The 22,703-nt window shown below is 45.9% G+C and carries 19 protein-coding genes and 1 pseudogene; 16 read left to right on the plus strand and 4 right to left on the minus strand.

From position 1 onward, the window contains the following. Positions 1-16 precede the first annotated feature (16 nt). The 5 genes from MHH82_RS38445 to niaP all read left to right on the plus strand — a co-directional run bounded on the left by MHH82_RS38445 (position 17) and on the right by niaP (position 5,547). Complete coding sequence (locus MHH82_RS38445; RefSeq protein ID WP_003241242.1) at positions 17-595, plus strand: TerD family protein; 579 nt, start codon at positions 17-19, stop codon at positions 593-595. Between the two features lie 50 nt (positions 596-645). Beyond that, on the plus strand, positions 646-1,419 hold the full coding sequence (locus MHH82_RS38450; protein WP_003246458.1) for a TerC family protein: 774 nt from the start codon (positions 646-648) through the stop codon (positions 1,417-1,419). 83 nt (positions 1,420-1,502) lie between these two features. Next, entirely contained in the window at positions 1,503-3,116 is a 1,614-nt protein-coding gene (locus tag MHH82_RS38455) for a YceG family protein (RefSeq protein WP_072175242.1), read from the plus strand. 15 nt (positions 3,117-3,131) lie between these two features. Then, entirely contained in the window at positions 3,132-4,223 is a 1,092-nt protein-coding gene (locus MHH82_RS38460) for a toxic anion resistance protein (protein ID WP_003234715.1), read from the plus strand. A gap of 121 nt (positions 4,224-4,344) precedes the next feature. Then, entirely contained in the window at positions 4,345-5,547 is a 1,203-nt protein-coding gene (gene niaP, locus MHH82_RS38465; RefSeq protein WP_015252880.1) for a niacin permease NiaP, read from the plus strand. A gap of 228 nt (positions 5,548-5,775) precedes the next feature. On the opposite strand, the gene MHH82_RS38470 is transcribed toward niaP, so the two are convergent. Together MHH82_RS38470 and MHH82_RS38475 are read right to left on the minus strand one after the other, a co-directional pair. Next, positions 5,776-6,948: an MFS transporter gene (locus MHH82_RS38470; protein WP_072175241.1), complete on the minus strand. Its 1,173-nt coding sequence runs from the start codon at positions 6,946-6,948 to the stop codon at positions 5,776-5,778. 68 nt (positions 6,949-7,016) lie between these two features. Then, the gene (locus MHH82_RS38475) at positions 7,017-7,319 is read right to left on the minus strand and encodes an ArsR/SmtB family transcription factor (RefSeq protein WP_010886398.1); all 303 of its coding nucleotides are present in this window, start codon (positions 7,317-7,319) and stop codon (positions 7,017-7,019) included. A gap of 289 nt (positions 7,320-7,608) precedes the next feature. Between MHH82_RS38475 and opuAA the strand changes: the two genes are divergently transcribed. The 3 genes from opuAA to opuAC are packed head-to-tail and all read left to right on the plus strand — an operon-like array spanning position 7,609 to position 10,596. Continuing rightward, positions 7,609-8,865, plus strand: a complete 1,257-nt coding sequence (gene opuAA, locus MHH82_RS38480) for a glycine/proline betaine ABC transporter ATP-binding protein OpuAA (RefSeq protein ID WP_003246301.1) — start codon at positions 7,609-7,611, stop codon at positions 8,863-8,865. A 1-nt stretch (position 8,866) separates the two neighbouring features. Beyond that, complete coding sequence (opuAB, locus tag MHH82_RS38485) at positions 8,867-9,715, plus strand: glycine/proline betaine ABC transporter permease subunit OpuAB (RefSeq protein ID WP_003234703.1); 849 nt, start codon at positions 8,867-8,869, stop codon at positions 9,713-9,715. Further along, positions 9,715-10,596: a glycine/proline betaine ABC transporter substrate-binding protein OpuAC gene (opuAC, locus tag MHH82_RS38490; protein ID WP_003246462.1), complete on the plus strand. Its 882-nt coding sequence runs from the start codon at positions 9,715-9,717 to the stop codon at positions 10,594-10,596. The genes opuAB and opuAC overlap by 1 nt, the downstream gene beginning before the upstream one ends. Positions 10,597-10,634: 38 nt before the next feature. On the opposite strand, the gene MHH82_RS38495 is transcribed toward opuAC, so the two are convergent. Then, complete coding sequence (locus tag MHH82_RS38495; protein WP_064672032.1) at positions 10,635-11,786, minus strand: M20 peptidase aminoacylase family protein; 1,152 nt, start codon at positions 11,784-11,786, stop codon at positions 10,635-10,637. A 148-nt stretch (positions 11,787-11,934) separates the two neighbouring features. Between MHH82_RS38495 and MHH82_RS38500 the strand changes: the two genes are divergently transcribed. From MHH82_RS38500 to MHH82_RS38520, 5 genes and pseudogenes are all read left to right on the plus strand, one after another. Further along, a complete protein-coding gene (locus MHH82_RS38500; protein ID WP_064672031.1) occupies positions 11,935-13,368 on the plus strand; it encodes a YfcC family protein in 1,434 nt (477 codons plus the stop codon). A 115-nt stretch (positions 13,369-13,483) separates the two neighbouring features. After that, positions 13,484-14,084: pseudogene (locus MHH82_RS38505) on the plus strand (DUF6773 family protein). A 148-nt stretch (positions 14,085-14,232) separates the two neighbouring features. Continuing rightward, positions 14,233-16,212 (plus strand): alpha-amylase, encoded by a 1,980-nt coding sequence (gene amyE / locus MHH82_RS38510; RefSeq protein ID WP_072175240.1) that lies wholly within the window; start codon positions 14,233-14,235, stop codon positions 16,210-16,212. Between the two features lie 176 nt (positions 16,213-16,388). Continuing rightward, entirely contained in the window at positions 16,389-17,354 is a 966-nt protein-coding gene (locus tag MHH82_RS38515; RefSeq protein WP_003234685.1) for an L-lactate dehydrogenase, read from the plus strand. 31 nt (positions 17,355-17,385) lie between these two features. Next, complete coding sequence (locus tag MHH82_RS38520; protein ID WP_072175239.1) at positions 17,386-19,011, plus strand: L-lactate permease; 1,626 nt, start codon at positions 17,386-17,388, stop codon at positions 19,009-19,011. Positions 19,012-19,054: 43 nt separating this feature from the next. Here the strand turns inward: MHH82_RS38520 and bmr3 are convergent, their stop codons facing one another. Next, positions 19,055-20,593, minus strand: coding sequence for a multidrug efflux MFS transporter Bmr3 (gene bmr3 / locus MHH82_RS38525; RefSeq protein WP_003234681.1), 1,539 nt, complete (start codon positions 20,591-20,593; stop codon positions 19,055-19,057). A 112-nt stretch (positions 20,594-20,705) separates the two neighbouring features. Here bmr3 and MHH82_RS38530 point away from each other — a divergent pair, with 112 nt between their 5' ends. The 3 genes from MHH82_RS38530 (at position 20,706) to MHH82_RS38540 (ending at position 22,702) form a co-directional block, all read left to right on the plus strand. Further along, positions 20,706-21,170: a MarR family transcriptional regulator gene (locus MHH82_RS38530; RefSeq protein WP_003246360.1), complete on the plus strand. Its 465-nt coding sequence runs from the start codon at positions 20,706-20,708 to the stop codon at positions 21,168-21,170. A 71-nt stretch (positions 21,171-21,241) separates the two neighbouring features. Further along, on the plus strand, positions 21,242-21,871 hold the full coding sequence (locus MHH82_RS38535) for a LysE family translocator (RefSeq protein WP_003246469.1): 630 nt from the start codon (positions 21,242-21,244) through the stop codon (positions 21,869-21,871). Positions 21,872-21,940: 69 nt separating this feature from the next. After that, positions 21,941-22,702, plus strand: coding sequence for a YqcI/YcgG family protein (locus MHH82_RS38540; RefSeq protein WP_038828520.1), 762 nt, complete (start codon positions 21,941-21,943; stop codon positions 22,700-22,702). Position 22,703: the final 1 nt, after the last annotated feature.

Consider the following 22,703-nt stretch of genomic DNA (forward strand, 5'->3'; position numbering starts at 1 on the left):
AAAGGAGAGAGGCAGTATGGCCATTCAATTATCAAAAGGACAGCGCATTGATTTAACGAAAACAAATCCGGGACTGACAAAAGCGGTGATCGGCTTAGGCTGGGATACAAACAAGTATTCCGGCGGACACGATTTTGACCTGGATGCTTCGGCCTTTTTAGTTGATGCGCATGATAACTGCGTAAATGATCTCGATTTCGTCTTCTATAATAACCTTGAACATCCGAGCGGCGGTGTCATCCATACGGGTGACAACCGCACGGGTGAGGGCGACGGAGATGATGAGCAGATTATCGTTGATTTCTCAAAAATCCCTGCTCACATTGAGAAAATCGGCATCACAGTGACCATTCACGACGCTGAAGCACGCAGCCAAAACTTTGGACAAGTTTCCAATGCATTTGTCCGCGTTGTGGATGAAGAAACGCAGAATGAGCTTCTTCGCTTCGATTTGGGAGAAGACTTCTCCATTGAAACAGCTGTTGTCGTTTGTGAGCTTTACAGACACGGCGGCGAGTGGAAATTCAATGCGATCGGCAGCGGATTTTCCGGCGGGCTGGCTGCATTGTGCCGGAATTACGGTTTGCAAGTGTAAGCGAGTGACAAATAGAGAAGTCACCGTTTCAAATTATAGGAGGAAAAAACTTGGACTTTTTACATCATATTTTGTCTACGTATGCTTCATTTTTCGATTGGAAAATGTGGGGGGAAGTTCTGACTGATCCTGTTTCCTGGGGTTTGATCGGTTCCCTTGTTGTTCTGGAAGGCCTTTTATCGGCCGATAACGCGCTTGTTCTTGCGGTCATGGTTAAACACCTGCCGGAAAAACAGCGGAAAAAAGCGTTAACGTATGGTTTGTTTGGAGCTTATATTTTCAGGTTTATTTTCATCGGGCTCGGTATGCTTCTCATTAAATTCTGGTGGATCAAGGTGCTTGGCGCGCTTTACCTGGCTTGGCTCGTCATTAAGCACTTCTGGATAGGCGAAAAAGAAGAGGAAGCGGACGGCATGAAGAAAAACTCTTGGATGGTCCGCACGTTCGGGATCTTCTGGGCGACTGTCATTTCAGTAGAATTAATGGATCTTGCCTTCTCTGTGGACAGCATCCTAGCCGCGTTTGCAGTATCTGAAAAAGTATGGGTGCTTCTGATCGGCGGTATGCTTGGTATTTTAATGATGCGTACAGTGGCAAAAGTGTTCCTTGTGCTGATTGATAAAATTCCTGAGCTGGAAAACACAGCATTCGTGTTAATCGGCATTATCGCGCTGAAAATGGCGGGGAGCGCTTTCCATTACGAAATGCCGCACTCTGTATTCTTCATTATCATTATCGCTGCATTTGCGGTAACATTGATCATTCACTACATCAATAAACAAAAGCAGGTGCGCGAACAAACAGCCGCTTCAAAAGAAGAATAAAACAAAACAAGGAGGGAGGTTCAATGTCCTTCCTTTTTTGTTACCGAAATATCGTTCAATGACAAACCGGAAAGGAGGATATGATGAGACAAGAAGAACTAACCATTCATAAAGCACTTCCGGCTGATGGCGATTGGAAAAGCCTGCTGTTTCAGCCATTGCCGGAGCGGGATCACTATGAAACTGCACAAGGCCTTTCTTTTCCTCGTCTTGCCGGTCAGATATTGGGCACGCCTATTGATGAGACGGACTACTATAACGAGCTATATGAGCTGTCTGTAAACGACCGCATAACGATTTTGAGTGAAACGCTCGATAAAACAATCGAACCGGAAACATTTCAAAAGCTTCAGCATATTCATTCCATCAATCAGAAAGAAAAAGGGCTGTCAGTCAGCCGCTTTGTAGCCTTTCTGGACGGGGAAAAGCTGATTGCGAAGCACTCAAATCCTTTAATGCACCGCCATTTAAGAAAAGCGCTGATGACGCTTTTACATACCTTTGCGGACAGTCATGAAAAGGGGCTGAATCATCCTGATTTTCGCAGAGTGCTGCTTGATGTCTCGAAGTTTTCCTTAAACCATCTGAATCCTTGGCTGGAAAAAACCGATATAGAGCGGGAGATGCCGAAGATTGTTTGGTATGGAGATGCGACGAAAAGCCAGCTCTATTTCTTATATTATCTGATGCTAGTCGGCTGTGATGTACTACTGTTCCATCCGGCGGGAACGGATCAGCTGGCGCTTGTCGACCCGAAGCAGGAGCTCGGTTTTACGGAAAAGCTCCCGGATGTTTCGGAGCTTCAGCCGTTTCCGAAAGAAAAACCAGACCGGAAATCAACAGTGGCTTACCGCTCAACAAAGGAAATTGAACATGTGCTGAATCACGAGGAATCCATGCTGTATAAGCCGTGGCAGTTCAGAGATCACACACCGGTGTCCGTTACGCTGAAAACGACCTATGATGAATTGTTTTTAATCACGAAAGAACGCGCCTTTATTCGGCCGAATTTCAAAGCTGATAAACATTCCATTGAGATTCCGAATGTATTCGCCAAAATTATGGGCGTGTCGAAAGACAATAAGGAATATTGGAACAGGCTTCATACTCTAGCGGATTATCAGGAAACAGAAATGGTCAGAAGCTTTCCATTTACAGAAGAAATAAAGTCGAACTATCAATTTCACTACAGCCACGCACTTGATCAAGAAGGGGACATTGATCCGGACAAGCTGATGGCAAGCAATGTGTGGCAGTACAAACAGCTGCCGGCGGGCGTTCAGACTGCCATTGCCAAAACGATTTCGAGAATGTGCAGGCACCCGCGGCTTAAAGCTTTGCATCAGGAACAAGTCAAGGATGTTCAAATCTATTTGTTTAAACAAACAACAAACCTGCCTGCTAATCTGCTGAAATTGATTCAAATGTTCGACTATGCGCAAACCGTTCCGAAACTCGTTTTATATCATACAGAAATGAGCGGCGGACTCACGCGTTCGGATGCTGCTGCCCTGCTGTTCCTGAATGAAATCGGAATCGATATCATCATTTATAATCCGCCCGGACACCAGGATATTGAGCAGTTTATTGAAGAGGATCAGTATGATATCCACTGGCTGGATGACATGGTGTTTCAGCAGGACTACAAAGAGCCTTCGCTTGTGAAAAGGCTCTTCAGAACCATTACCCAAAAATAAGGAGAGAAGAAAAGCATGACAACAGAAAATCAAAATCCGCTTGTTCTCGATAAAAATGAAGAGATTTCCCAGCAAAAAGCTGACGATATCCGTCTTCAGCTCCGTCAGGAACCAGAAGTGAAGCGGCTTGCTCAACAAATTGACGTCAAAAACCAAATGGAGCTGCTTGAGTACGGCAAGGAGCCGGCCGTTGAAATATCCAAGTTCTCTGACCGCATCTTGGGGATGATGAAAACAACAAGCGTGACAGACTCCGGCACAATGCTGACTCAGCTTGGGAAAATCATGGACCGCTTCGACAAAAATGATTTTGATGAGCCAAAGGGATTAATGGCGAAAATTTTCAAACGCGGCGGCAGCATGATTGAAAAAATCTTTAAAAAGTATCAGACGCTTGGCGGAGAGATTGAAAAAATCCACGTTGAGATTTCAAAATACAAAGATGAGATGACGAAGACGAACTACACGCTCGATGAAATGTATGAAAACAATATCAAATACTATATGGAGCTTGAAAAATATGTCGTTGCCGGGCAGATGAAACTGGAAGAGATGCAGTCGATCCTTCCTTCATATGAGGAAAAAGCGGCAAGCGGGAACCAGCTGGCGCAAATGCAGCTCGATACGTTGCGCAACGGCATTCAGGCGCTTGAGGAACGGGTGTATGATCTGGACATGGCACGGATGGTGGCGCTTCAAACCGCACCTCAAATCCGTCTCCTGCAGCGAGGAAATGCAAAGCTGATCGGGAAAATCAACTCCGCGTTTATCATTACCATTCCGATTTTCAAAAACGGCATTATTCAGGCTGTTACGGTAAAGCGGCAAAAGCTTGTGGCTGATTCCATGAGCGAGCTTGACCGCCGGACAAACGAGATGCTGAAACGAAATGCTGAAAACATCTCGAGCCAAAGTGTTGAAATTGCCAGAATGGCCGGCAGACCGAGCATAGATATTGAAACGATCGAATCGTCTTGGAACACGATTGTCAGCGGCATGCAGGAAACAAAACAAATCGAGGAAGAAAACAAACGCCTCCGCGAAGACGGCGCGAGACGAATTGCACAGCTTCAGGATAATATTAAAAAAGCAGCATTGCAGCAATAATAAAAACCCCGCTTGTGGAACATAAGCGGGGTTTTTCAATTACATCATTTAGTTAATGACAATGTGTAAAGACAGGTGTAAACTTAAACGGTAATCATTTTGCATATCAGAGGTGTTGGCAATGGGAAAACAACAGCCTATATCCCAGCGTAAACTGCTGGGCGTCGCCGGTTTGGGGTGGCTGTTTGATGCAATGGATGTCGGAATATTATCGTTTATTATCGCCGCGCTCCATGTAGAGTGGAATCTGTCGCCCGAAGAAATGAAATGGATCGGAAGCGTCAATTCCATCGGCATGGCTGCGGGTGCGTTTTTGTTTGGTTTGCTTGCTGATCGAATCGGCCGCAAAAAAGTGTTCATCATCACCCTTTTATGCTTTTCCATCGGAAGCGGCATTTCCGCTTTTGTGACGAGCTTATCGGCATTTCTAATCCTTCGTTTCGTGATTGGTATGGGACTTGGCGGCGAGCTTCCAGTCGCTTCAACACTCGTTTCGGAAGCGGTTGTGCCTGAAAAGCGGGGCAGAGTGATTGTGCTTTTGGAAAGCTTTTGGGCCGTTGGCTGGCTCGCAGCGGCCTTGATTTCTTACTTTGTGATACCAAGCTTTGGCTGGCAGGCTGCCCTTCTGTTAACTGCGCTGACTGCTTTTTATGCGCTGTACCTGCGGACGAGTCTGCCTGATTCGCCGAAATATGAATCGCTTTCTGCCAAAAAGAGGTCGGTGTGGGAGAATGTAAAAAGCGTCTGGGCAAGACAGTATATACGGCCGACGGTGATGCTGTCGATCGTTTGGTTCTGTGTGGTGTTTTCTTATTACGGCATGTTCCTATGGCTCCCGAGTGTCATGCTGCTGAAAGGCTTCAGCATGATTCAAAGCTTTGAATATGTCCTGCTGATGACGCTTGCTCAGCTACCGGGCTATTTCTCTGCCGCATGGCTGATTGAAAAAGCGGGCCGGAAGTGGATACTCGTCATTTACTTGATTGGTACAGCAGGAAGCGCCTATTTCTTCGGAACGGCGGATTCCTTAAGTCTTCTGCTTACGGCTGGAATGCTGTTATCGTTTTTCAATCTCGGTGCATGGGGAGTGCTGTATGCTTATACCCCGGAGCAATACCCGACTGCGATTCGAGCAACAGGTTCAGGAACGACAGCAGCGTTTGGAAGAATCGGCGGCATCTTCGGGCCTTTGCTCGTCGGAACGCTGGCAGCCCGTCATATTTCGTTTTCGGTCATCTTTTCAATCTTTTGCATTGCAATCTTACTCGCGGTTGCTTGTATTTTGATTATGGGAAAAGAAACGAAACAAACTGAGCTAGAATAGGAAAAGCACCTCTTAAAAGAGGTGCTTTCAGCGTGTCGACAAACCCTCGCATTCGTTGTCAGGACTGCGCTTCGGTGCTCAATGCGAAGTGGATCAACGGCTAAATTCTCAGGCGTCCTGCCTAAACGCCGTCGTCATCACATCCTGTGAATGTCCGCTCCTATGCTCGTCCTTCCTAGACTTCAAGGGTTTTCAATCTGAGGCACCTCTTGAATGAGGTGCTTTTTTTTACATTTGCGCCCGGGCTGCGGATTGGCGTTTCCCGGTTTTACTAATTGTCTGGTAGAGCGTCATAGAAAGTATGAACAGAATGGCAGTAAATCCTGTGACAGCTCCGAAATGCTGTGTGCTTTGATATAAAAAACCTGCAATACTTGTACCGACAGTGGTTCCGGCATACATAGCGGCATTGGAAAGGGAAGCGATGGTTCCTCGCGCATTTACTGCAATGGATTGAAAGACACCCATCATTAACGGAAAGATGATGCCAGCTGTAAAAAACGTGAGAAAAAAGCTGGCTTCTACTAAAAACAAGTTTGGAAAGAACGGAAGAGCGAAATAGAGAGCGCCCATTAGCAGCATCCCGCTGATCAGTGTTTTAAACATGCCCAGCTTTTCTGAAACCCGGCTGCCGATAAGGCTCCCGAGCATATTTCCCAGTCCGAGTACAAGCATAGCTGCGCCAATTTGTGACACGGTTAAATGATAATCCGCGGAAAGCCAAGCACCCAGAAAGCTGAACGAAGCGAAGTTTCCGGTTTGAAACAGAAAATAGGCAAGCAGAATGACCGATGTTTTCGGCAATGAAAAAAGCTCCCGATAGGGGTTGATAATTGATGGTCGCGCCAATGGTTCAGAAGGCCGGATATCAGGCATGACCGCCGCCAGGATCAATAGTAGAATAAGCGAGCAAGCTGACAAAACGAAAAATGGCGTATGCCATGTAAAGGAAGCGAGAAACCCTCCAATAGGAAGTCCGAGCATTTGTGAAGCGGCCAAACCTGCTGTCGCAATCCCCATGCCTTTTATGATCAGAGAAGGCCGGACAATGACTGGGATGGACGCCCAAATTTGAGGCGTCACAAACGCAGCGCTAACGCCTGCGGCAAAACGGAACAGGCACATGGCGGCAAAAGAGGGAGCGATGCCGCATAAAAACGTGGATACGATAAAGCCTGCAAGTCCCCACAGCATGACTGTTTTCCTGTTCAGCCGGTCTGAGATTGGGCCTGCAATGAAAGCGAAGAGCGCATAACCGAGTGCATAAGCACTGACCATCCAGCCTGACAAATCAGTAGAGACATGAAACTGATTCTGTAAAAGGGGGAGAAGCGGCGAAAGCAAAAAGGTATCCGTGCCAATGACAAACATGACACTGAAGAAAAGCCAAATGCGATTCAAATTTTATCACTCCTATTGTTTTATAACTTTGAAACTATGAAACAGATATGTATAGAGAAAACCCTTTGTTAGAGGGTTTCCAAAAAGCCAGGCAGGTATGTTTGAAATGTGTCTTCACGCAGACTGACGTATTTTGTCCGCGAATCTTTCCGGGTTGCCGTCAATCCCGCTTCACGCAGCGTTTTAAAATGATAAGATGCCGTGGTTTTGACAATATTGCACTTTTCACCTACTTCACCGCAGCTGAGTTCTTTTCCGCTGACATAAAGCGTACGAATAATGGCAAGCCTTGATTCATCAGACAGTGCTTTAAAAATTTGCGCTCTGATTTGATCATCTGATTGTTTCATAGTCATGAAACTATAATACATAATGGGTGTTGGAAAAGCAACTTATTTTTCCAGTAAAGGAGCAGGAAGTCATAAGAGGAAGGAGGAATTCAATTCCAATAAAAGCGTTTTCAACTAAAGATAGGAGAAAAATCACCCGTAAAATACAATCATATAGGAGGATTACAGAGCATTTAGAAGCATAAATAAGATCATGTGGTCACATGGATGTTTATAAAGAAATGGTACAGAATAAAAGAGAATATGCTGTTTGTGTGGGAAGTTACATAAATGTTACGGTAATAAAGATTGCTTAATATGGAGGGAAAATATGAGTGTAGATGAGAAACCAATTAAGATAAAAGTCGAGAAAGTCTCTAAGATTTTTGGGAAACAAACAAAGAAGGCAGTTCAAATGCTTGCCAACGGAAAGACAAAAAAAGAGATCCTGAAAGCAACCGGATCAACCGTTGGTGTTAATCAGGCAGATTTTGAAGTATATGATGGTGAGATATTTGTCATCATGGGTCTATCAGGGAGCGGTAAATCAACTTTAGTACGGATGTTAAACCGGCTTATTGAACCGACTGCCGGAAATATTTACATTGATGGTGACATGATAACAAATATGTCTAAAGACCAGCTCCGGGAAGTCCGCCGGAAGAAAATCAGCATGGTCTTCCAAAAGTTCGCTCTGTTCCCGCACAGAACGATACTTGAAAACACAGAATACGGACTGGAGCTTCAAGGTGTAGACAAACAAGAGCGGCAGCAAAAAGCGCTTGAGTCTCTTAAGCTCGTTGGACTGGAAGGATTTGAACACCAATATCCAGACCAGCTTTCCGGCGGGATGCAGCAGCGTGTCGGCCTTGCCCGCGCGTTGACAAATGATCCGGACATCCTTCTGATGGACGAAGCGTTCAGTGCGCTCGATCCACTGATTCGTAAAGATATGCAGGATGAGCTTCTTGATCTTCACGATAATGTCGGAAAAACAATTATCTTTATTACGCATGACTTGGACGAAGCGTTGCGGATCGGCGACAGAATTGTCCTAATGAAGGACGGTAACATCGTTCAAATCGGCACGCCTGAAGAAATCCTGATGAATCCATCTAACGAATATGTTGAGAAATTCGTCGAAGATGTTGATTTGTCTAAAGTCCTCACAGCAGGCCACATTATGAAACGCGCTGAAACAGTGCGGATTGATAAAGGGCCTCGCGTAGCATTGACACTGATGAAAAACCTTGGAATTTCTTCAATTTATGCAGTGGATAAACAAAAGAAATTATTAGGTGTTATCTATGCGTCTGATGCGAAAAAAGCGGCTGAGTCTGATTTGTCACTTCAAGACATCTTGAATACAGAATTTACGACTGTACCAGAGAATACGTATCTGACTGAGATTTTTGACGTTGTGTCCGATGCGAATATTCCAATTGCGGTTGTGGATGAGAAGCAAAGAATGAAAGGAATTGTCGTAAGAGGCGCGCTGATTGGCGCACTTGCCGGCAATAACGAGTATATCAATGCTGAAGGCACTAACGAACAAACACAAGATCCTTCTGCACAGGAGGTGAAATAAGATGGATAGACTGCCTAGAATACCTTTAGCAGATATTATTGACCGTTTTGTTGACTGGATTACGATGACGTTTGGCGGATTCTTCGACGGAATCGCTAACGGATTGGCCGCTTTTGTAAATGGAATTGTCACCGGTCTTGGATTTATTCCATCTATTTTGTTAACGATTATTTTCGCCGCACTTGCGTGGTGGATCAGTACAAGGGGAATTGCGTTATTTACGTTGATTGGATTCCTCCTGATCGATTATTTAGGATATTGGGACCCAATGCTGCAAACATTGGCGCTTGTGTTGACATCTGTGATTATTTCGATTGTGGTCGGGGTTCCGATCGGAATTTGGGCGTCTCAGAAAGAAACGGTTCGCCGTATTGTAACGCCAATTCTTGATTTAATGCAGACAATGCCTGCTTTCGTATATCTATTGCCGGCGATTTTCTTCTTTAACATCGGTGTTGTGCCGGGTGTTGTTGCATCTGTTATCTTCGCGATGCCGCCGACAATCCGCATGACTGTTCTCGGTATTAAACAAGTGCCGGCGGATTTGATTGAAGCGACTGAGGCATTCGGTTCTACAACAGCTCAGCGTTTGTTTAAAGTTCAGCTTCCGCTTGCGACAAAAACGATTTTGGCCGGAATTAACCAGAGCATCATGCTTGCGTTATCAATGGTTGTTATCGCCGCAATGGTCGGTGCACCGGGACTTGGTTCTGAAGTATACAGTGCCGTTACACAGCTGAAAACCGGGGTCGGAGTAGAGGCCGGTATCGCCATCGTTATCGTTGCCATTACCCTGGACCGTATTACTCAAAATATTAAAGTGAAGAAGAAAAGCAGGGGGAATGCCTGATGCTTAAAAAAATCATCGGCATCGGCGTTTCCGCCATGCTGGCGCTCTCACTTGCGGCTTGCGGTTCAGAAAACGATGAAAATGCATCCGCAGCAGAACAAGTGAATAAGACCATCATCGGGATTGACCCCGGTTCAGGGATTATGTCCCTGACTGACAAAGCGATGAAGGATTATGACCTGAATGACTGGACATTGATTTCAGCGTCAAGTGCTGCGATGACCGCTACGCTTAAAAAGTCATACGACCGTAAGAAACCGATTATCATTACAGGATGGACACCGCACTGGATGTTCTCCAGATATAAGCTGAAATATCTCGATGATCCGAAACAATCTTATGGCAGCGCAGAGGAAATCCATACGATCACACGCAAAGGCTTCAGCAAAGAGCAGCCGAATGCCGCAAAGCTTCTGAGCCAGTTTAAATGGACGCAGGACGAAATGGGCGAAATCATGATCAAGGTGGAAGAAGGCGAGAAACCTGCCAAAGTTGCTGCTGAGTACGTCAATAAACACAAGGATCAGATTGCCGAATGGACAAAAGGCGTTCAAAAGGTGAAGGGAGACAAAATCAACCTTGCCTATGTGGCGTGGGACAGTGAGATTGCAAGTACAAACGTCATAGGCAAAGTCTTAGAAGACTTGGGCTATGAGGTAACACTTACTCAGGTAGAGGCTGGGCCGATGTGGACTGCAATTGCGACGGGAAGTGCGGATGCATCCCTTTCCGCATGGCTGCCGAATACCCATAAAGCATACGCCGCTAAATATAAAGGCAAATATGATGATATTGGCACCAGTATGACTGGTGTGAAGATGGGGCTTGTTGTTCCTCAATATATGAAAAATGTCAACTCAATTGAAGATTTGAAGAAGTAATGAAAAAAGCAGCCTGGCTACAGGCTGCTTTTTTTGCGTTAAGAAGCGTTAGCGGCAGCAAGTGATTCCGCCTTCTGAAATGTTTTGAGCACGGCGTTCGCTAAAATATGAATGCCGGTAAACATCGCGTTTCTGTCAAAGGTCATGTGCGGATGATGGAGCCCCGGCTGGAGCCCGCAGCCTAGTCCGAGCATCGTTGTTTTCAGATTCGGCACCTTCACGGCGTAAAAATGGAAATCCTCTCCGCCGGTGGTGACAAGCGGGTCATCAAGCCGCTCAGCCCCGATGATATCTGTAATGGCTTCTGCCATGATCGCTTCAGCTTCTTTGTTTTGTGTTGCCGCAGGAAGGCTGTGTTCTTTTTGCAGCTCGATTTTGGCGCTGAATGCGGCGGCGGCCGCTTCACAGGCTCTTTCTGTTTCGGCGATTAACGCCTCCATGGCTTCATTGGTCTGTGCGCGCAAATCAAGGCTGAACGATGCTTTTCCTGGAATGATGTTAGAGCTTTCACCGCCGGCTTGAAGTTTTGTCATTTTGACGGTATGCGGGATTTGCGGGTCAATATGAATGAGTCCGAGCTTATGTACAAGAAATGCCGCAATTTCAATGCTGTTTTTCCCGAGGTGCGGACGGGCGCCATGAGCCTCTTCCCCGATGATCGTTCCCTCAATGTGCTGGCTTGATCCGTGCAGAATAGACGGAGCGCAGCGGCCGTTCTGTGTTTCCTGAATCGGACGGACGTGAACGCCATACAAATAGTCGATATCATCAAGCACGCCTTCTTCTATCATTTTCAAGGCGCCGCCGCCTTTTTCTTCTGCCGGCTGAAAGATAAAACGGATTGTGCCCTTCGGAAGCTCAGGTTGTTTTTTGAGCAGCATTAACGTGCCCAATGCCATTGTCATATGTGAATCGTGTCCGCAGGAATGGTTGGCGCGAAATGTGCCGTTAACCTCCTGCCACAGCGCGTCAATATCAGCGCGTACCGCTACAACAGGTGAGCCTGAGCCGATTTCACCGACAACCCCGGTGCAGTCTGAAAACGTGCGCGTCCGGCACCCTAAATCCTCAAGCTTTTGTTTCAAAAATGAAGTTGTCTCATATTCCTTCCAGCTGACTTCAGGGTTCGCGTGCAGATGTTCGAAGATGTCCATAATGGTTTGTTTCATGTCTTTTGAAAGCTTTTGCATGGTTAGAAATTCCTCCTTCTATCAGAATGAATTTTTACCTTCTTTACTTTATTTATATTGAAACAGGAAGATAGGCTGTATATAATATAGCACATATTGCAACTTTTCAGAATAATGAATATATTCAAACAGAGGGGATGGATCGAACATGAGTATGCCAGCAGCCGAAACACAGCCTAAGAAAAAACGAACGACATTTAAAATGCCTGACGCCTATGTCCTCTTATTTATCATTGCTTTCATTTGCGCCGTTGCTTCATATGTTGTGCCGGCGGGAGAATTTGACCGCGTAACAAAGGGAGATATTACGACTGCGGTGCCGGGAAGCTATCATTCAATTGAACAGTCTCCGGTCAGCTTGATCAGCTTTTTTACTTCTCTACAGGATGGAATGGTTGGATCAGCGCCAATCATCTTTCTGATTTTATTCACAGGCGGCACCATTGCCATTTTAGAAAAAACGGGAGCCATCAACGGACTGATTTACAATGTCATCAGCAAGTTCCGCACAAAGCAATTATTATTTATTTGTATTGTCGGCGCATTGTTCTCCATTCTCGGAACAACCGGGATTGTCGTGAATTCAGTTATCGGTTTTATCCCCATCGGCCTCATTGTGGCACGATCCTTAAAATGGGACGCAGTCGCGGGAGCCGCTGTTATATACATCGGCTGCTACGCTGGATTTAACTCCACCATATTATCACCGTCACCGCTCGGTTTATCACAATCAATCGCGGAGCTCCCTCTTTTCTCAGGAATCGGCCTGCGAGTTGTGATATACATATGCTTTTTGCTGTCTTCTATTATTTATATCTATTTGTATACGAGAAAATTAAAAAAATCAAAAGATGCCAGTGTGTTAGGAACAGATTGGTTCCCTGCGGCAGGAATGGGTGAAGCCGGTAAAGAAGAAGATCAGTCAGTGCCGTTTACCGTTCGCCATAAGCTGATTTTGGCTGTGGCGGGACTCTCACTTGTCGGATTTTTATACGGCGCTTTGAAGCTTGGCTGGTCAGATTCCCAAATGGCTGCGACATTTATTTTTATTTCTGTCCTTGCCGGTTTAATAGGCGGACTTGCGGCGAACGATATTGCCAAAACCTTCATTACGGGCTGCCAAAGTCTTGTATACGGGGCGCTGATTGTCGGGATGGCACGAAGCATTTCCGTTATCCTTGAAAATGGAAAGCTTCTCGATACTGTCGTCAATGCTTTGGCTTCAATTTTGGACGGATTCAGCCCGATTGCCGGGGCAATCGGCATGTATATCGCCAGTGCGCTGCTTCATTTTCTCATCTCTTCAGGTTCTGGCGAAGCCGTTGTATTTATTCCAATCCTGGCGCCGCTCGCTGATTTGATGGGAATCACGAGACAGGTTGCGGTTGAGGCGGTTATGCTTGGAGAAGGGGTCGTCAACTGTGTGAACCCGACATCCGGCGTTCTCATGGCGGTGCTTGCCGCCAGCGGTATTCCGTATGTCAAGTGGCTGCGGTTTATGGTGCCGCTTGCTCTGATTTGGTTCTTGATCGGGCTTGTCTTTATCGTGATCGGCGTCATGATCAATTGGGGGCCGTTTTAACGATTGCTGCCCGCCGGCTTGTACGGCGGGCTTTTGAGTTATTCATTGCAGAAGCGCAGGCTGTTATTGTAACATGTAAGCCATAAGCCATTCGTAAAAGTGCGGGAGGAAGGTCATGAATAATCTGCGTAATAGACTTTCAGGCGTGAATGGGAAAAATAAGAGAGTAAAAGAAAAAGAACAAAAAATCTGGTCGGAGATTGGGATGATAGCGGGAGCATTTGCGCTGCTTGATGTGATCATCCGTGGCATTATGTTTGAATTTCCGTTTAAAGAATGGGCTGCAAGCCTTGTGTTTTTGTTCATCATTATCTTATATTACTGCATCAGGGCTGCGGCATCCGGAATGCTCATGCCGAGAATAGACACCAAAGAAGAACTGCAAAAACGGGTGAAGCAGCAGCGAATAGAATCAATTGCGGTCGCCTTTGCGGTAGTGGTGCTTACGATGTACGACAGGGGGATTCCCCATACATTCTTCGCTTGGCTGAAAATGATTCTTCTTTTTATCGTCTGCGGCGGCGTTCTGTTTCTGCTTCGGTATGTGATTGTGAAGCTGGCTTACAGAAGAGCTGTAAAAGAAGAAGTAAAAAAGAAATCATCTTGAAAAATAGATGGTTTCTTTTTTTGTTTGGAAAGCGAGGGAAGCGTTCACAGTTTCGGGCAGCTTTTTTATAGGAACATTGATTTGTATTCACTCTGCCAAGTTGTTTTGATAGAGTGATTGTGATAATTTAAAATGTAAGCGTTAACAAAATTATCCAGTCTTCACATCAGTTTGAAAGGAGGAAGCGGAAGAATGAAGTAAGAGGGATTTTTGACTCCGAAGTAAGTCTTCAAAAAATCAAATAAGGAGTGTCAAGAATGTTTGCAAAACGATTCAAAACCTCTTTACTGCCGTTATTCGCTGGATTTTTATTGCTGTTTCATTTAGTTCTGGCAGGACCGGCGGCTGCGAGTGCTGAAACGGCGAACAAATCGAATGAGCTGACAGCACCGTCGATCAAAAGCGGAACCATTCTTCATGCTTGGAATTGGTCGTTCAATACGTTAAAACACAATATGAAGGATATTCATGATGCAGGATATACAGCGATTCAGACGTCTCCGATTAACCAAGTCAAGGAAGGGAACCAAGGAAATAAAAGCATGTCGAACTGGTACTGGCTCTATCAGCCGACATCGTACCAAATTGGCAACCGTTACTTAGGAACTGAACAAGAATTTAAAGAAATGTGTGCAGCCGCTGAAGAATATGGCATAAAGGTCATTGTTGACGCTGTCATCAATCATACCACCAGTGACTATGCCGCGATTTCCAATGAGATTAAGAGTATTCCAAACTGGACACATGGAAACACACAAATTAAAAACTGGTCGGATCGATGGGATGTCACGCAGAATTCATTGCTCGGGCTGTATGACTGGAATACACAAAATACACAAGTACAGTCCTATTTGAAACGGTTCTTAGAAAGAGCATTGAATGACGGGGCAGATGGATTTCGATTTGATGCCGCCAAACATATAGAGCTTCCGGATGATGGCAGTTACGGCAGTCAATTTTGGCCGAATATCACAAATACATCTGCAGAGTTCCAATACGGAGAAATCCTGCAGGATAGTGCCTCCAGAGATGCTTCATATGCGAATTATATGAATGTGACAGCGTCTAACTATGGGCATTCCATAAGGTCCGCTTTAAAGAATCGTAATCTGGGCGTGTCGAATATCTCCCACTATGCATCTGATGTGCCTGCGGACAAGCTGGTGACATGGGTAGAGTCGCATGATACGTATGCCAATGATGATGAAGAGTCGACATGGATGAGCGATGATGATATCCGTTTAGGCTGGGCGGTGATAGCTTCTCGTTCAGGCAGTACGCCTCTTTTCTTTTCCAGACCTGAGGGAGGCGGAAATGGTGTGAGATTCCCGGGGAAAAGCCAAATAGGCGATCGCGGGAGTGCTTTATTTGAAGATCAGGCTATCACTGCGGTTAATAGATTTCACAATGTGATGGCTGGACAGCCTGAGGAGCTCTCGAACCCGAATGGAAACAACCAGATATTTATGAATCAGCGCGGCTCACATGGCGTTGTGCTGGCAAATGCAGGTTCATCCTCTGTTTCTATCAATACGCCAACAAAATTGCCTGATGGCAGGTATGACAATAAAGCTGGGGCAGGTTCATTTCAAGTGAATGATGGTAAACTGACAGGCACGATCAATGCCAGGTCTGTGGCTGTGCTTTATCCTGATGATATTGCAAAAGCGCCTCATGTTTTCCTTGAGAATTACAAAACAGGTGTAACACATTCTTTCAATGATCAACTGACGATTACACTGCGTGCAGATGCGAATACAACAAAAGCCGTTTATCAAATCAATAATGGACCAGAGACGGCGTTTAAGGATGGAGATCAATTCACAATCGGAAAAGGAGATCCATTTGGCAAAACATACACCATCATGTTAAAAGGAACGAACAGTGATGGTGTAACGAGGACCGAGGAATACAGTTTTATTAAAAGAGATCCAGCTTCGGCCAAAACCATCGGCTATCAAAATCCGAATCATTGGAGCCAGGTAAATGCTTATATCTATAAACATGATGGGGGCCAGGCAATTGAATTGACCGGATCTTGGCCTGGAAAACCAATGACTAAAAATGCAGACGGAATTTACACGCTGACGCTGCCTGCGGACACGGATACAACCAACGCCAAAGTGATTTTTAATAATGGCAGCGCCCAAGTGCCCGGCCAGAATCAGCCTGGCTTTGATTACGTGCAAAATGGTTTATATAATGACTCGGGCTTAAGCGGTTCTCTTCCCCATTGAGGGCAAGGCTAGACTGGACTTACCGAAAGAAACCATCTATGATGGTTTCTTTTTTGTTCATAAATCAGACAAAACTTTTCCCTTGCAAAAGTTTGTGAAGTGTTGCACAATATAAATGTGAAATACTTCACAAACAAAAAGACATCAAAGAGAAACATACCCTGGAAGGATGATTAATGATGAACAAACATGTAAATAAAGTAGCTTTAATCGGAGCGGGTTTTGTTGGAAGCAGTTATGCATTTGCGTTAATTAACCAAGGGATCACAGATGAGCTTGTGGTCATTGATGTAAATAAAGAAAAAGCAATGGGCGATGTGATGGATTTAAACCACGGAAAGGCGTTTGCGCCACAACCGGTCAAAACATCTTACGGAACATATGAAGACTGCAAGGATGCTGATATTGTCTGCATTTGCGCAGGAGCAAACCAAAAACCTGGTGAGACACGCCTTGAATTAGTAGAAAAGAACTTGAAGATTTTCAAAGGCATCGTTAGTGAAGTCATGGCGAGCGGATTTGACGGCATTTTCTTAGTCGCGACAAATCCGGTTGATATCCTGACTTACGCAACATGGAAGTTCAGCGGCCTGCCAAAAGAGCGGGTGATTGGAAGCGGCACAACACTTGATTCTGCGAGATTCCGTTTCATGCTGAGCGAATACTTTGGCGCAGCGCCTCAAAACGTGCACGCGCATATTATCGGAGAGCACGGCGACACAGAGCTTCCTGTTTGGAGCCACGCGAATGTCGGCGGTGTGCCGGTCAGTGAACTCGTTGAGAAAAACGATGCGTACAAACAAGAGGAGCTGGACCAAATTGTAGATGATGTGAAAAACGCAGCTTACCATATCATTGAGAAAAAAGGCGCGACTTATTATGGGGTTGCGATGAGTCTTGCTCGCATTACAAAAGCCATTCTTCATAATGAAAACAGCATATTAACTGTCAGCACATATTTGGACGGGCAATACGGTGCAGATGACGTGTACATCGGTGTGCCGGCTGTCGTGAACCGCGGAGGGATCGCAGGTATCACTGAGCTGAACTTAAATGAGAAAGAAAAAGAACAGTTCCTTCACAGCGCCGGCGTCCTTAAAAACATTTTAAAACCTCATTTTGCAGAACAAAAAGTCAACTAACCGCAACTTTAGAGTAAAGGGCTGATTGTCAATGTGGGAGCAGTTGTATGATCCGTTTGGAAACGAGTATGTGAGCGCACTTGTGGCGCTCACTCCGATTCTCTTTTTTCTTTTGGCTTTAACTGTTTTGAAAATGAAAGGCATTCTTGCGGCATTTCTTACCCTAGCCGTCAGTTTCTTCGTCTCCGTTTTGGCATTTCATATGCCGGTTGAAAAAGCGATTTCTTCTGTTTTGTTAGGAATCGGGAGCGGGCTGTGGCCTATTGGCTACATCGTCCTGATGGCGGTGTGGCTGTATAAAATCGCAGTGAAAACCGGGAAATTTACCATTATTCGGTCCAGCATTGCCGGCATTTCGCCTGACCAACGATTACAGCTATTATTAATTGGTTTTTGTTTTAACGCGTTTTTAGAAGGCGCGGCCGGTTTTGGTGTTCCGATTGCGATTAGTGCGGCGCTGCTCGTCGAACTTGGTTTTAAACCGTTAAAAGCGGCGGCGCTCTGCTTGATTGCAAACGCCGCCTCCGGAGCCTTTGGGGCGATCGGGATTCCTGTCATCACAGGGGCGCAGATTGGTGATTTGTCTGCTCTTGAGCTGTCACGGACATTAATGTGGACACTGCCGATGATCTCATTTTTAATACCATTCCTGCTTGTATTCTTATTAGACCGAATGAAAGGAATCAAACAGACATGGCCCGCTCTTCTGGTTGTGAGCGGTGGGTATACAGCGGTTCAGACACTGACAATGGCGGTGCTCGGGCCGGAATTAGCAAACATTTTGGCGGCCTTATTCAGCATGGGCGGGCTTGCCCTCTTCCTCCGCAAATGGCAGCCGAAAGAGATTTACCGCGAGGAAGGGGCCGGCGATGCTGGTGAGAAAAAGGCATACCGTGCCGCTGACATTGCGAAAGCGTGGTCTCCTTTCTACATTTTAACTGCGGCGATCACCATCTGGAGCCTTCCTGCCTTCAAAGCACTTTTCCAAGAAGGCGGGCTGTTATATCAATCAACGCTCCTGTTCAAAATGCCTTTTCTGCATCAGCAAATTATGAAAATGCCGCCGATTGCGCCATCTGCCATGCCGTTAGATGCAGTCTTTAAAGTTGATCTGCTGTCAGCGACTGGTACAGCGATTTTAGCGGCGGTCATCGTGACAGGGCTGTTCAGCAAAAAGTTCTCCTCCCGGGATGCCTTTGCTTCCCTGAAGGAGACAGGAAAAGAGCTGTGGGTGCCGATTATGACGATCTGCTTCGTGATGGGGTTTGCCAATCTGGCCAACTTCGCAGGGCTCAGCTCTTCAATTGGGTTAGCATTGGCGAAAACAGGAGACCTGTTCCCGTTTGTCAGTCCTGTTCTCGGCTGGATTGGCGTGTTCATCACCGGTTCGGTTGTCAGCAATAACGCTTTGTTCGGCCATTTGCAGGTTGTCACCGGAGCGCAGATCGGTGCGGGTTCAGACTTGCTGTTAGCCGCAAATACGGCGGGCGGTGTCATGGCGAAACTTGTTTCTCCTCAATCTATCGCCATCGCTGCCGCAGCGGTAGGCCAAACAGGCAAGGAATCTAAACTGTTTAAAAGGACAGTGGCGTACAGCCTGATTCTGTTATTGATCATTTGTATATGGACGTTTATTCTTGCAAGATTTGGATTGTAATAGAAAAAAGCAGTACATGCCCAGCATGTACTGCTTTTTTATGTTAATTTGCTTTCTTTGTCATTTCGGCTGTTGTTTTCACTCTGGCTTTCCCCATAAATAAAATGGTAACCGCCGCGAGGACAATTGGAATCAAAGCGAGCAAAAAGACATACGTAATACTTGATGACATCGCGTCAATAATGCGATTCAGGATCGCATCAGGAATCTGGGAACGTGTTCCCGCTTGGAATATCTCCTGCGGGTCGCCAATATTTTGCGCAGCACCTGATCCCGCTGAGCCTTTCATACCGCTGAAGGCGTCACTCAGCTTGTTCGTGAATACGTTTGTTTGCACCGTTCCGAAAATGGTGACGCCTAAGGTCATGCCAAATGATCGCAAAAATGAATTTGTAGAGTTTGCCGTTCCCCGAAAGCGGGGTTCAAGATCATTCATCGATGCCGCCGGCAGCAGGGAGAAGTTAAAGCCTACACCAAAGCCTGAAATCATCATAAAGACTGTCAGCCATACCCGTGCTGTGTCAGGCGTCATATTGGAAAGAAGCAGCATGCCGATAAAGAAAGCTATAACAGATATCAGCATCAAATTGCGGAAGCTTGCCTTCGTTTGGAAGATTCCGCCGATCATGCTTCCGATGACTGATCCAATCATCATCGGCGTCAGAATGAAGCCCGCGCTTGTCGCCGAGCTGCCGTAGACCGCCTGAACGAAAATCGGAATAAATACCGCTAAAATAATAAATGTTCCGCCATACAGAAAAGCGAGAATCTGCGCTGTGGCAAACAAGCGGTTCTTAAACATCCAGAAAGAAATAATCGGCTCTTCTGCTTTTCTCTCCACAATAAAAAAGGCAATGAAGAAAACGGCGAATACAATAAACAGCCCAATGATCTGAATGGAGTTCCAATCGTATGTTTTGCCGCCAAGCTCAAGGGCGAACATCAGGCATACAATGGATACGACTAAGGTAATCGCGCCGCCCCAGTCTATTTTCTGCTTTCTGTGCTCCAGAGATTCTTTGTAGTAGCGAATAATGAAAAACAATGACAATGCGCCGATCGGCACATTGATGTAAAACACCCAGTGCCAGCTGATCGAATCTGTAATGATCGCGCCTAAGAGCGGACCAAGAACACTTGATAATCCAAATACAGCACCGAACATGCCGGACATTTTTCCGCGTTTTTCCGGCGGAAACAAATCAAAGATAATGGTAAAGGCAATCGGCAGGAGCGCGCCGCCTCCGATCCCTTGAATGGCCCGGAAGATGATCAGCTGATTCATCGTCTGGGCAATCCCGCATAAAGCCGAACCGATTAAGAAAAAAATAAGTCCAAACAGGAAAAAACGTTTTCGGCCGTACATATCGGAAAGCTTGCCGTAAATCGGCATGCCAGCCATAACCGCCACCATATAGGATGCCGTCACCCAGGCAAATTTATCGAAGCTTCCAAGATCGGCTACGATATTGCCCATCGCGGTGGCAACAATCGTATTGTCCATTGCAGACATCAAGATGCCCAGCAGGAGACCGAGGACCACAAATTTGGTGGAAGCCTGTTTTGCTGTTGTTGTGTCCATTTGTTCTACCTCCTCTTACTTTTCTATGTAAGTTCTGATATCATGATAATAGTTTGATCGTTGAATATCTCGATTATCAAGATAAACTCGATTTTATAGGGAGGACTGTCAGTTGTCAACAAGAAATTCCAGAAGTGAGTTGGAAAAGACTGCTGTTCAGCTTTTTCGAAAACTGGGCACAAGAACGGTTCTGTTCCATCAGGCAGCCGCTCAAGCTCTCGGTCTGTTTCCTACCGATTTGAAATCAGCTGACATTTTAAATGAAGCAGGGCCGATGACGGCCGGAGAGCTGGGAAAAAAAACCGGCCTCAGCACGGGTTCCGTCACGGCGCTTGTTGACCGGCTGGAAAAAGCGGGGTATGTGGCTCGTGAAAAGGACCCGAACGATCGCAGGAGAGTCGTAATCGTCCCTTTGACTGCTTCGAAAAAACATATAAAGGATTTGTTCCGTCCTCTGTCTGAGTCAACGATGGATTTGTGCCGCGAATATACGGAAGAGGAGCTGGAACTCATTTTCAGTTTTGTAGGCAAAGCCGCCGATATTATGGAGGAAGAGCTTGAACGTCTGAAACAGTAAGTGAATTTGTGCATAGCTTGGCCCTTTCCCGAATAAATTGTACAAGATACATAAGAAGGGAGTACGGGCCGGTGAACATTTTTTTGAGCTATATTGTGCTGGGACTGTCCTTGTCTGCGCCTGTGGGGCCAGTGAATGCGGCGCAAATAGACAAAGGAATTAAAAACGGTTTTTGGCATGCATGGATTTTCGGTTTAGGCGCCATGACAGCGGATGGGCTGTACATGCTTTTTATCTATTTCGGGCTGTCACAGTTCTTGACCGCTCCATTTGTAAAAACGTTTTTGTGGCTGTTCGGCTTTTTTGTCCTGACCTATACCGGAATTGAAACGCTGAAAAACGTCAGAGAACCGATGGATGTGCGAAGCTCGCGGGGGAAACCGTCATACAGGAAAACATTCGCATCGGGTTTCCTCATTTCATTGTCAAACCCATTGAGCATCCTTTTTTGGCTTGGAATTTACGGAAGCATTCTTGCGAAAACAGCAGAGGCCTACAATATGAATCAGCTTCTAATCTATAGCTCCGGCATCATGATCGGCATTTTAATCTGGGATTTCTGCATGGCTATCACAGCCAGTACGTTCAGAAACCTGCTTCATGAAAAGCTATTGAGAGGATTGACTGGAATCGCCGGTGTATCCCTCCTTGTGTTTGGCTTTTACTTTGGTTATCAGGGCATCAAACAGTTATTGGGCTGATTCATGAAGGACAGTCACCTGCCGCTTCCAGTTTTAATATAGTATCCAGATGATACTGGAGGTGGATCAATGGTGAATGGGATTTACACCAAAAGTTTTCTGGAACGTATTCAGGAAGAGCTTCCTGAATGGCAAAGAATCGCTTTTGAGCTGCTGGCAGAAACTCTGGGGGACGACGCGGATACATTTCCGTGCATTCCCGGACGCCAGGCGTTTCTGACTGATCAGCTTCGGATTGCTTTTGCCGGAGATCCGCGGGAAAACCGCACAGCGGAGGAACTGGCTCCGTTGCTTGCGGAGTACGGCAAGATATCGCGGGACACGGGAAAATACGCATCCCTCGTTGTGTTGTTTGATACACCGGAAGATTTGGCGGAGCATTATTCGATTGAAGCGTATGAAGAGCTGTTTTGGCGCTTTTTAAATAGACTGAGTCATCAAGACGAAAAAGAATGGCCGGAAGACATTCCGGCCGATCCTGAGCATTATAAATGGGAGTTTTGTTTTGACGGCGAGCCGTATTTCATTCTGTGCGCTACACCGGGGCACGAGGCAAGAAGAAGCCGGAGCTTTCCTTTTTTTATGATCACGTTTCAGCCAAGGTGGGTGTTTGATGACCTAAATGGATCTACTGCATTTGGCCGTAACATGAGCAGGCTGATCCGATCTCGTTTAGAGGCCTATGATCAGGCTCCGATTCACCCGCAATTAGGCTGGTACGGAGGAAAAGATAATCGTGAATGGAAGCAGTATTTCCTCCGTGATGACGAAAAACAGGTATCGAAGTGCCCGTTTTCTTATTTAAAGAACATGTTCAACAAAATGAAATAAA

It is taken from the genome of Bacillus sp. FSL K6-6540 (genome assembly GCF_038007545.1).

Bases quoted from the DNA above. Each gene is read 5' to 3' on its own strand.
- MHH82_RS38445 (WP_003241242.1), top strand. From the start codon at position 17: ATGGCCATTCAATTATCAAAAGGACAGCGCATTGATTTAACGAAAACA.
- MHH82_RS38460 (WP_003234715.1), top strand. From the start codon at position 3,132: ATGACAACAGAAAATCAAAATCCGCTTGTTCTCGATAAAAATGAAGAG.
- MHH82_RS38495 (WP_064672032.1), bottom strand. From the start codon at position 11,786: ATGCAAAAGCTTTCAAAAGACATGAAACAAACCATTATGGACATCTTC.
- opuAB (WP_003234703.1), top strand. From the start codon at position 8,867: ATGGATAGACTGCCTAGAATACCTTTAGCAGATATTATTGACCGTTTT.
- MHH82_RS38455 (WP_072175242.1), top strand. From the start codon at position 1,503: ATGAGACAAGAAGAACTAACCATTCATAAAGCACTTCCGGCTGATGGC.
- bmr3 (WP_003234681.1), bottom strand. From the start codon at position 20,593: ATGGACACAACAACAGCAAAACAGGCTTCCACCAAATTTGTGGTCCTC.
- niaP (WP_015252880.1), top strand. From the start codon at position 4,345: ATGGGAAAACAACAGCCTATATCCCAGCGTAAACTGCTGGGCGTCGCC.
- amyE (WP_072175240.1), top strand. From the start codon at position 14,233: ATGTTTGCAAAACGATTCAAAACCTCTTTACTGCCGTTATTCGCTGGA.
- MHH82_RS38500 (WP_064672031.1), top strand. From the start codon at position 11,935: ATGAGTATGCCAGCAGCCGAAACACAGCCTAAGAAAAAACGAACGACA.
- opuAA (WP_003246301.1), top strand. From the start codon at position 7,609: ATGAGTGTAGATGAGAAACCAATTAAGATAAAAGTCGAGAAAGTCTCT.
- MHH82_RS38475 (WP_010886398.1), bottom strand. From the start codon at position 7,319: ATGTATTATAGTTTCATGACTATGAAACAATCAGATGATCAAATCAGA.
- MHH82_RS38540 (WP_038828520.1), top strand. From the start codon at position 21,941: ATGGTGAATGGGATTTACACCAAAAGTTTTCTGGAACGTATTCAGGAA.
- MHH82_RS38515 (WP_003234685.1), top strand. From the start codon at position 16,389: ATGATGAACAAACATGTAAATAAAGTAGCTTTAATCGGAGCGGGTTTT.
- MHH82_RS38520 (WP_072175239.1), top strand. From the start codon at position 17,386: ATGTGGGAGCAGTTGTATGATCCGTTTGGAAACGAGTATGTGAGCGCA.
- opuAC (WP_003246462.1), top strand. From the start codon at position 9,715: ATGCTTAAAAAAATCATCGGCATCGGCGTTTCCGCCATGCTGGCGCTC.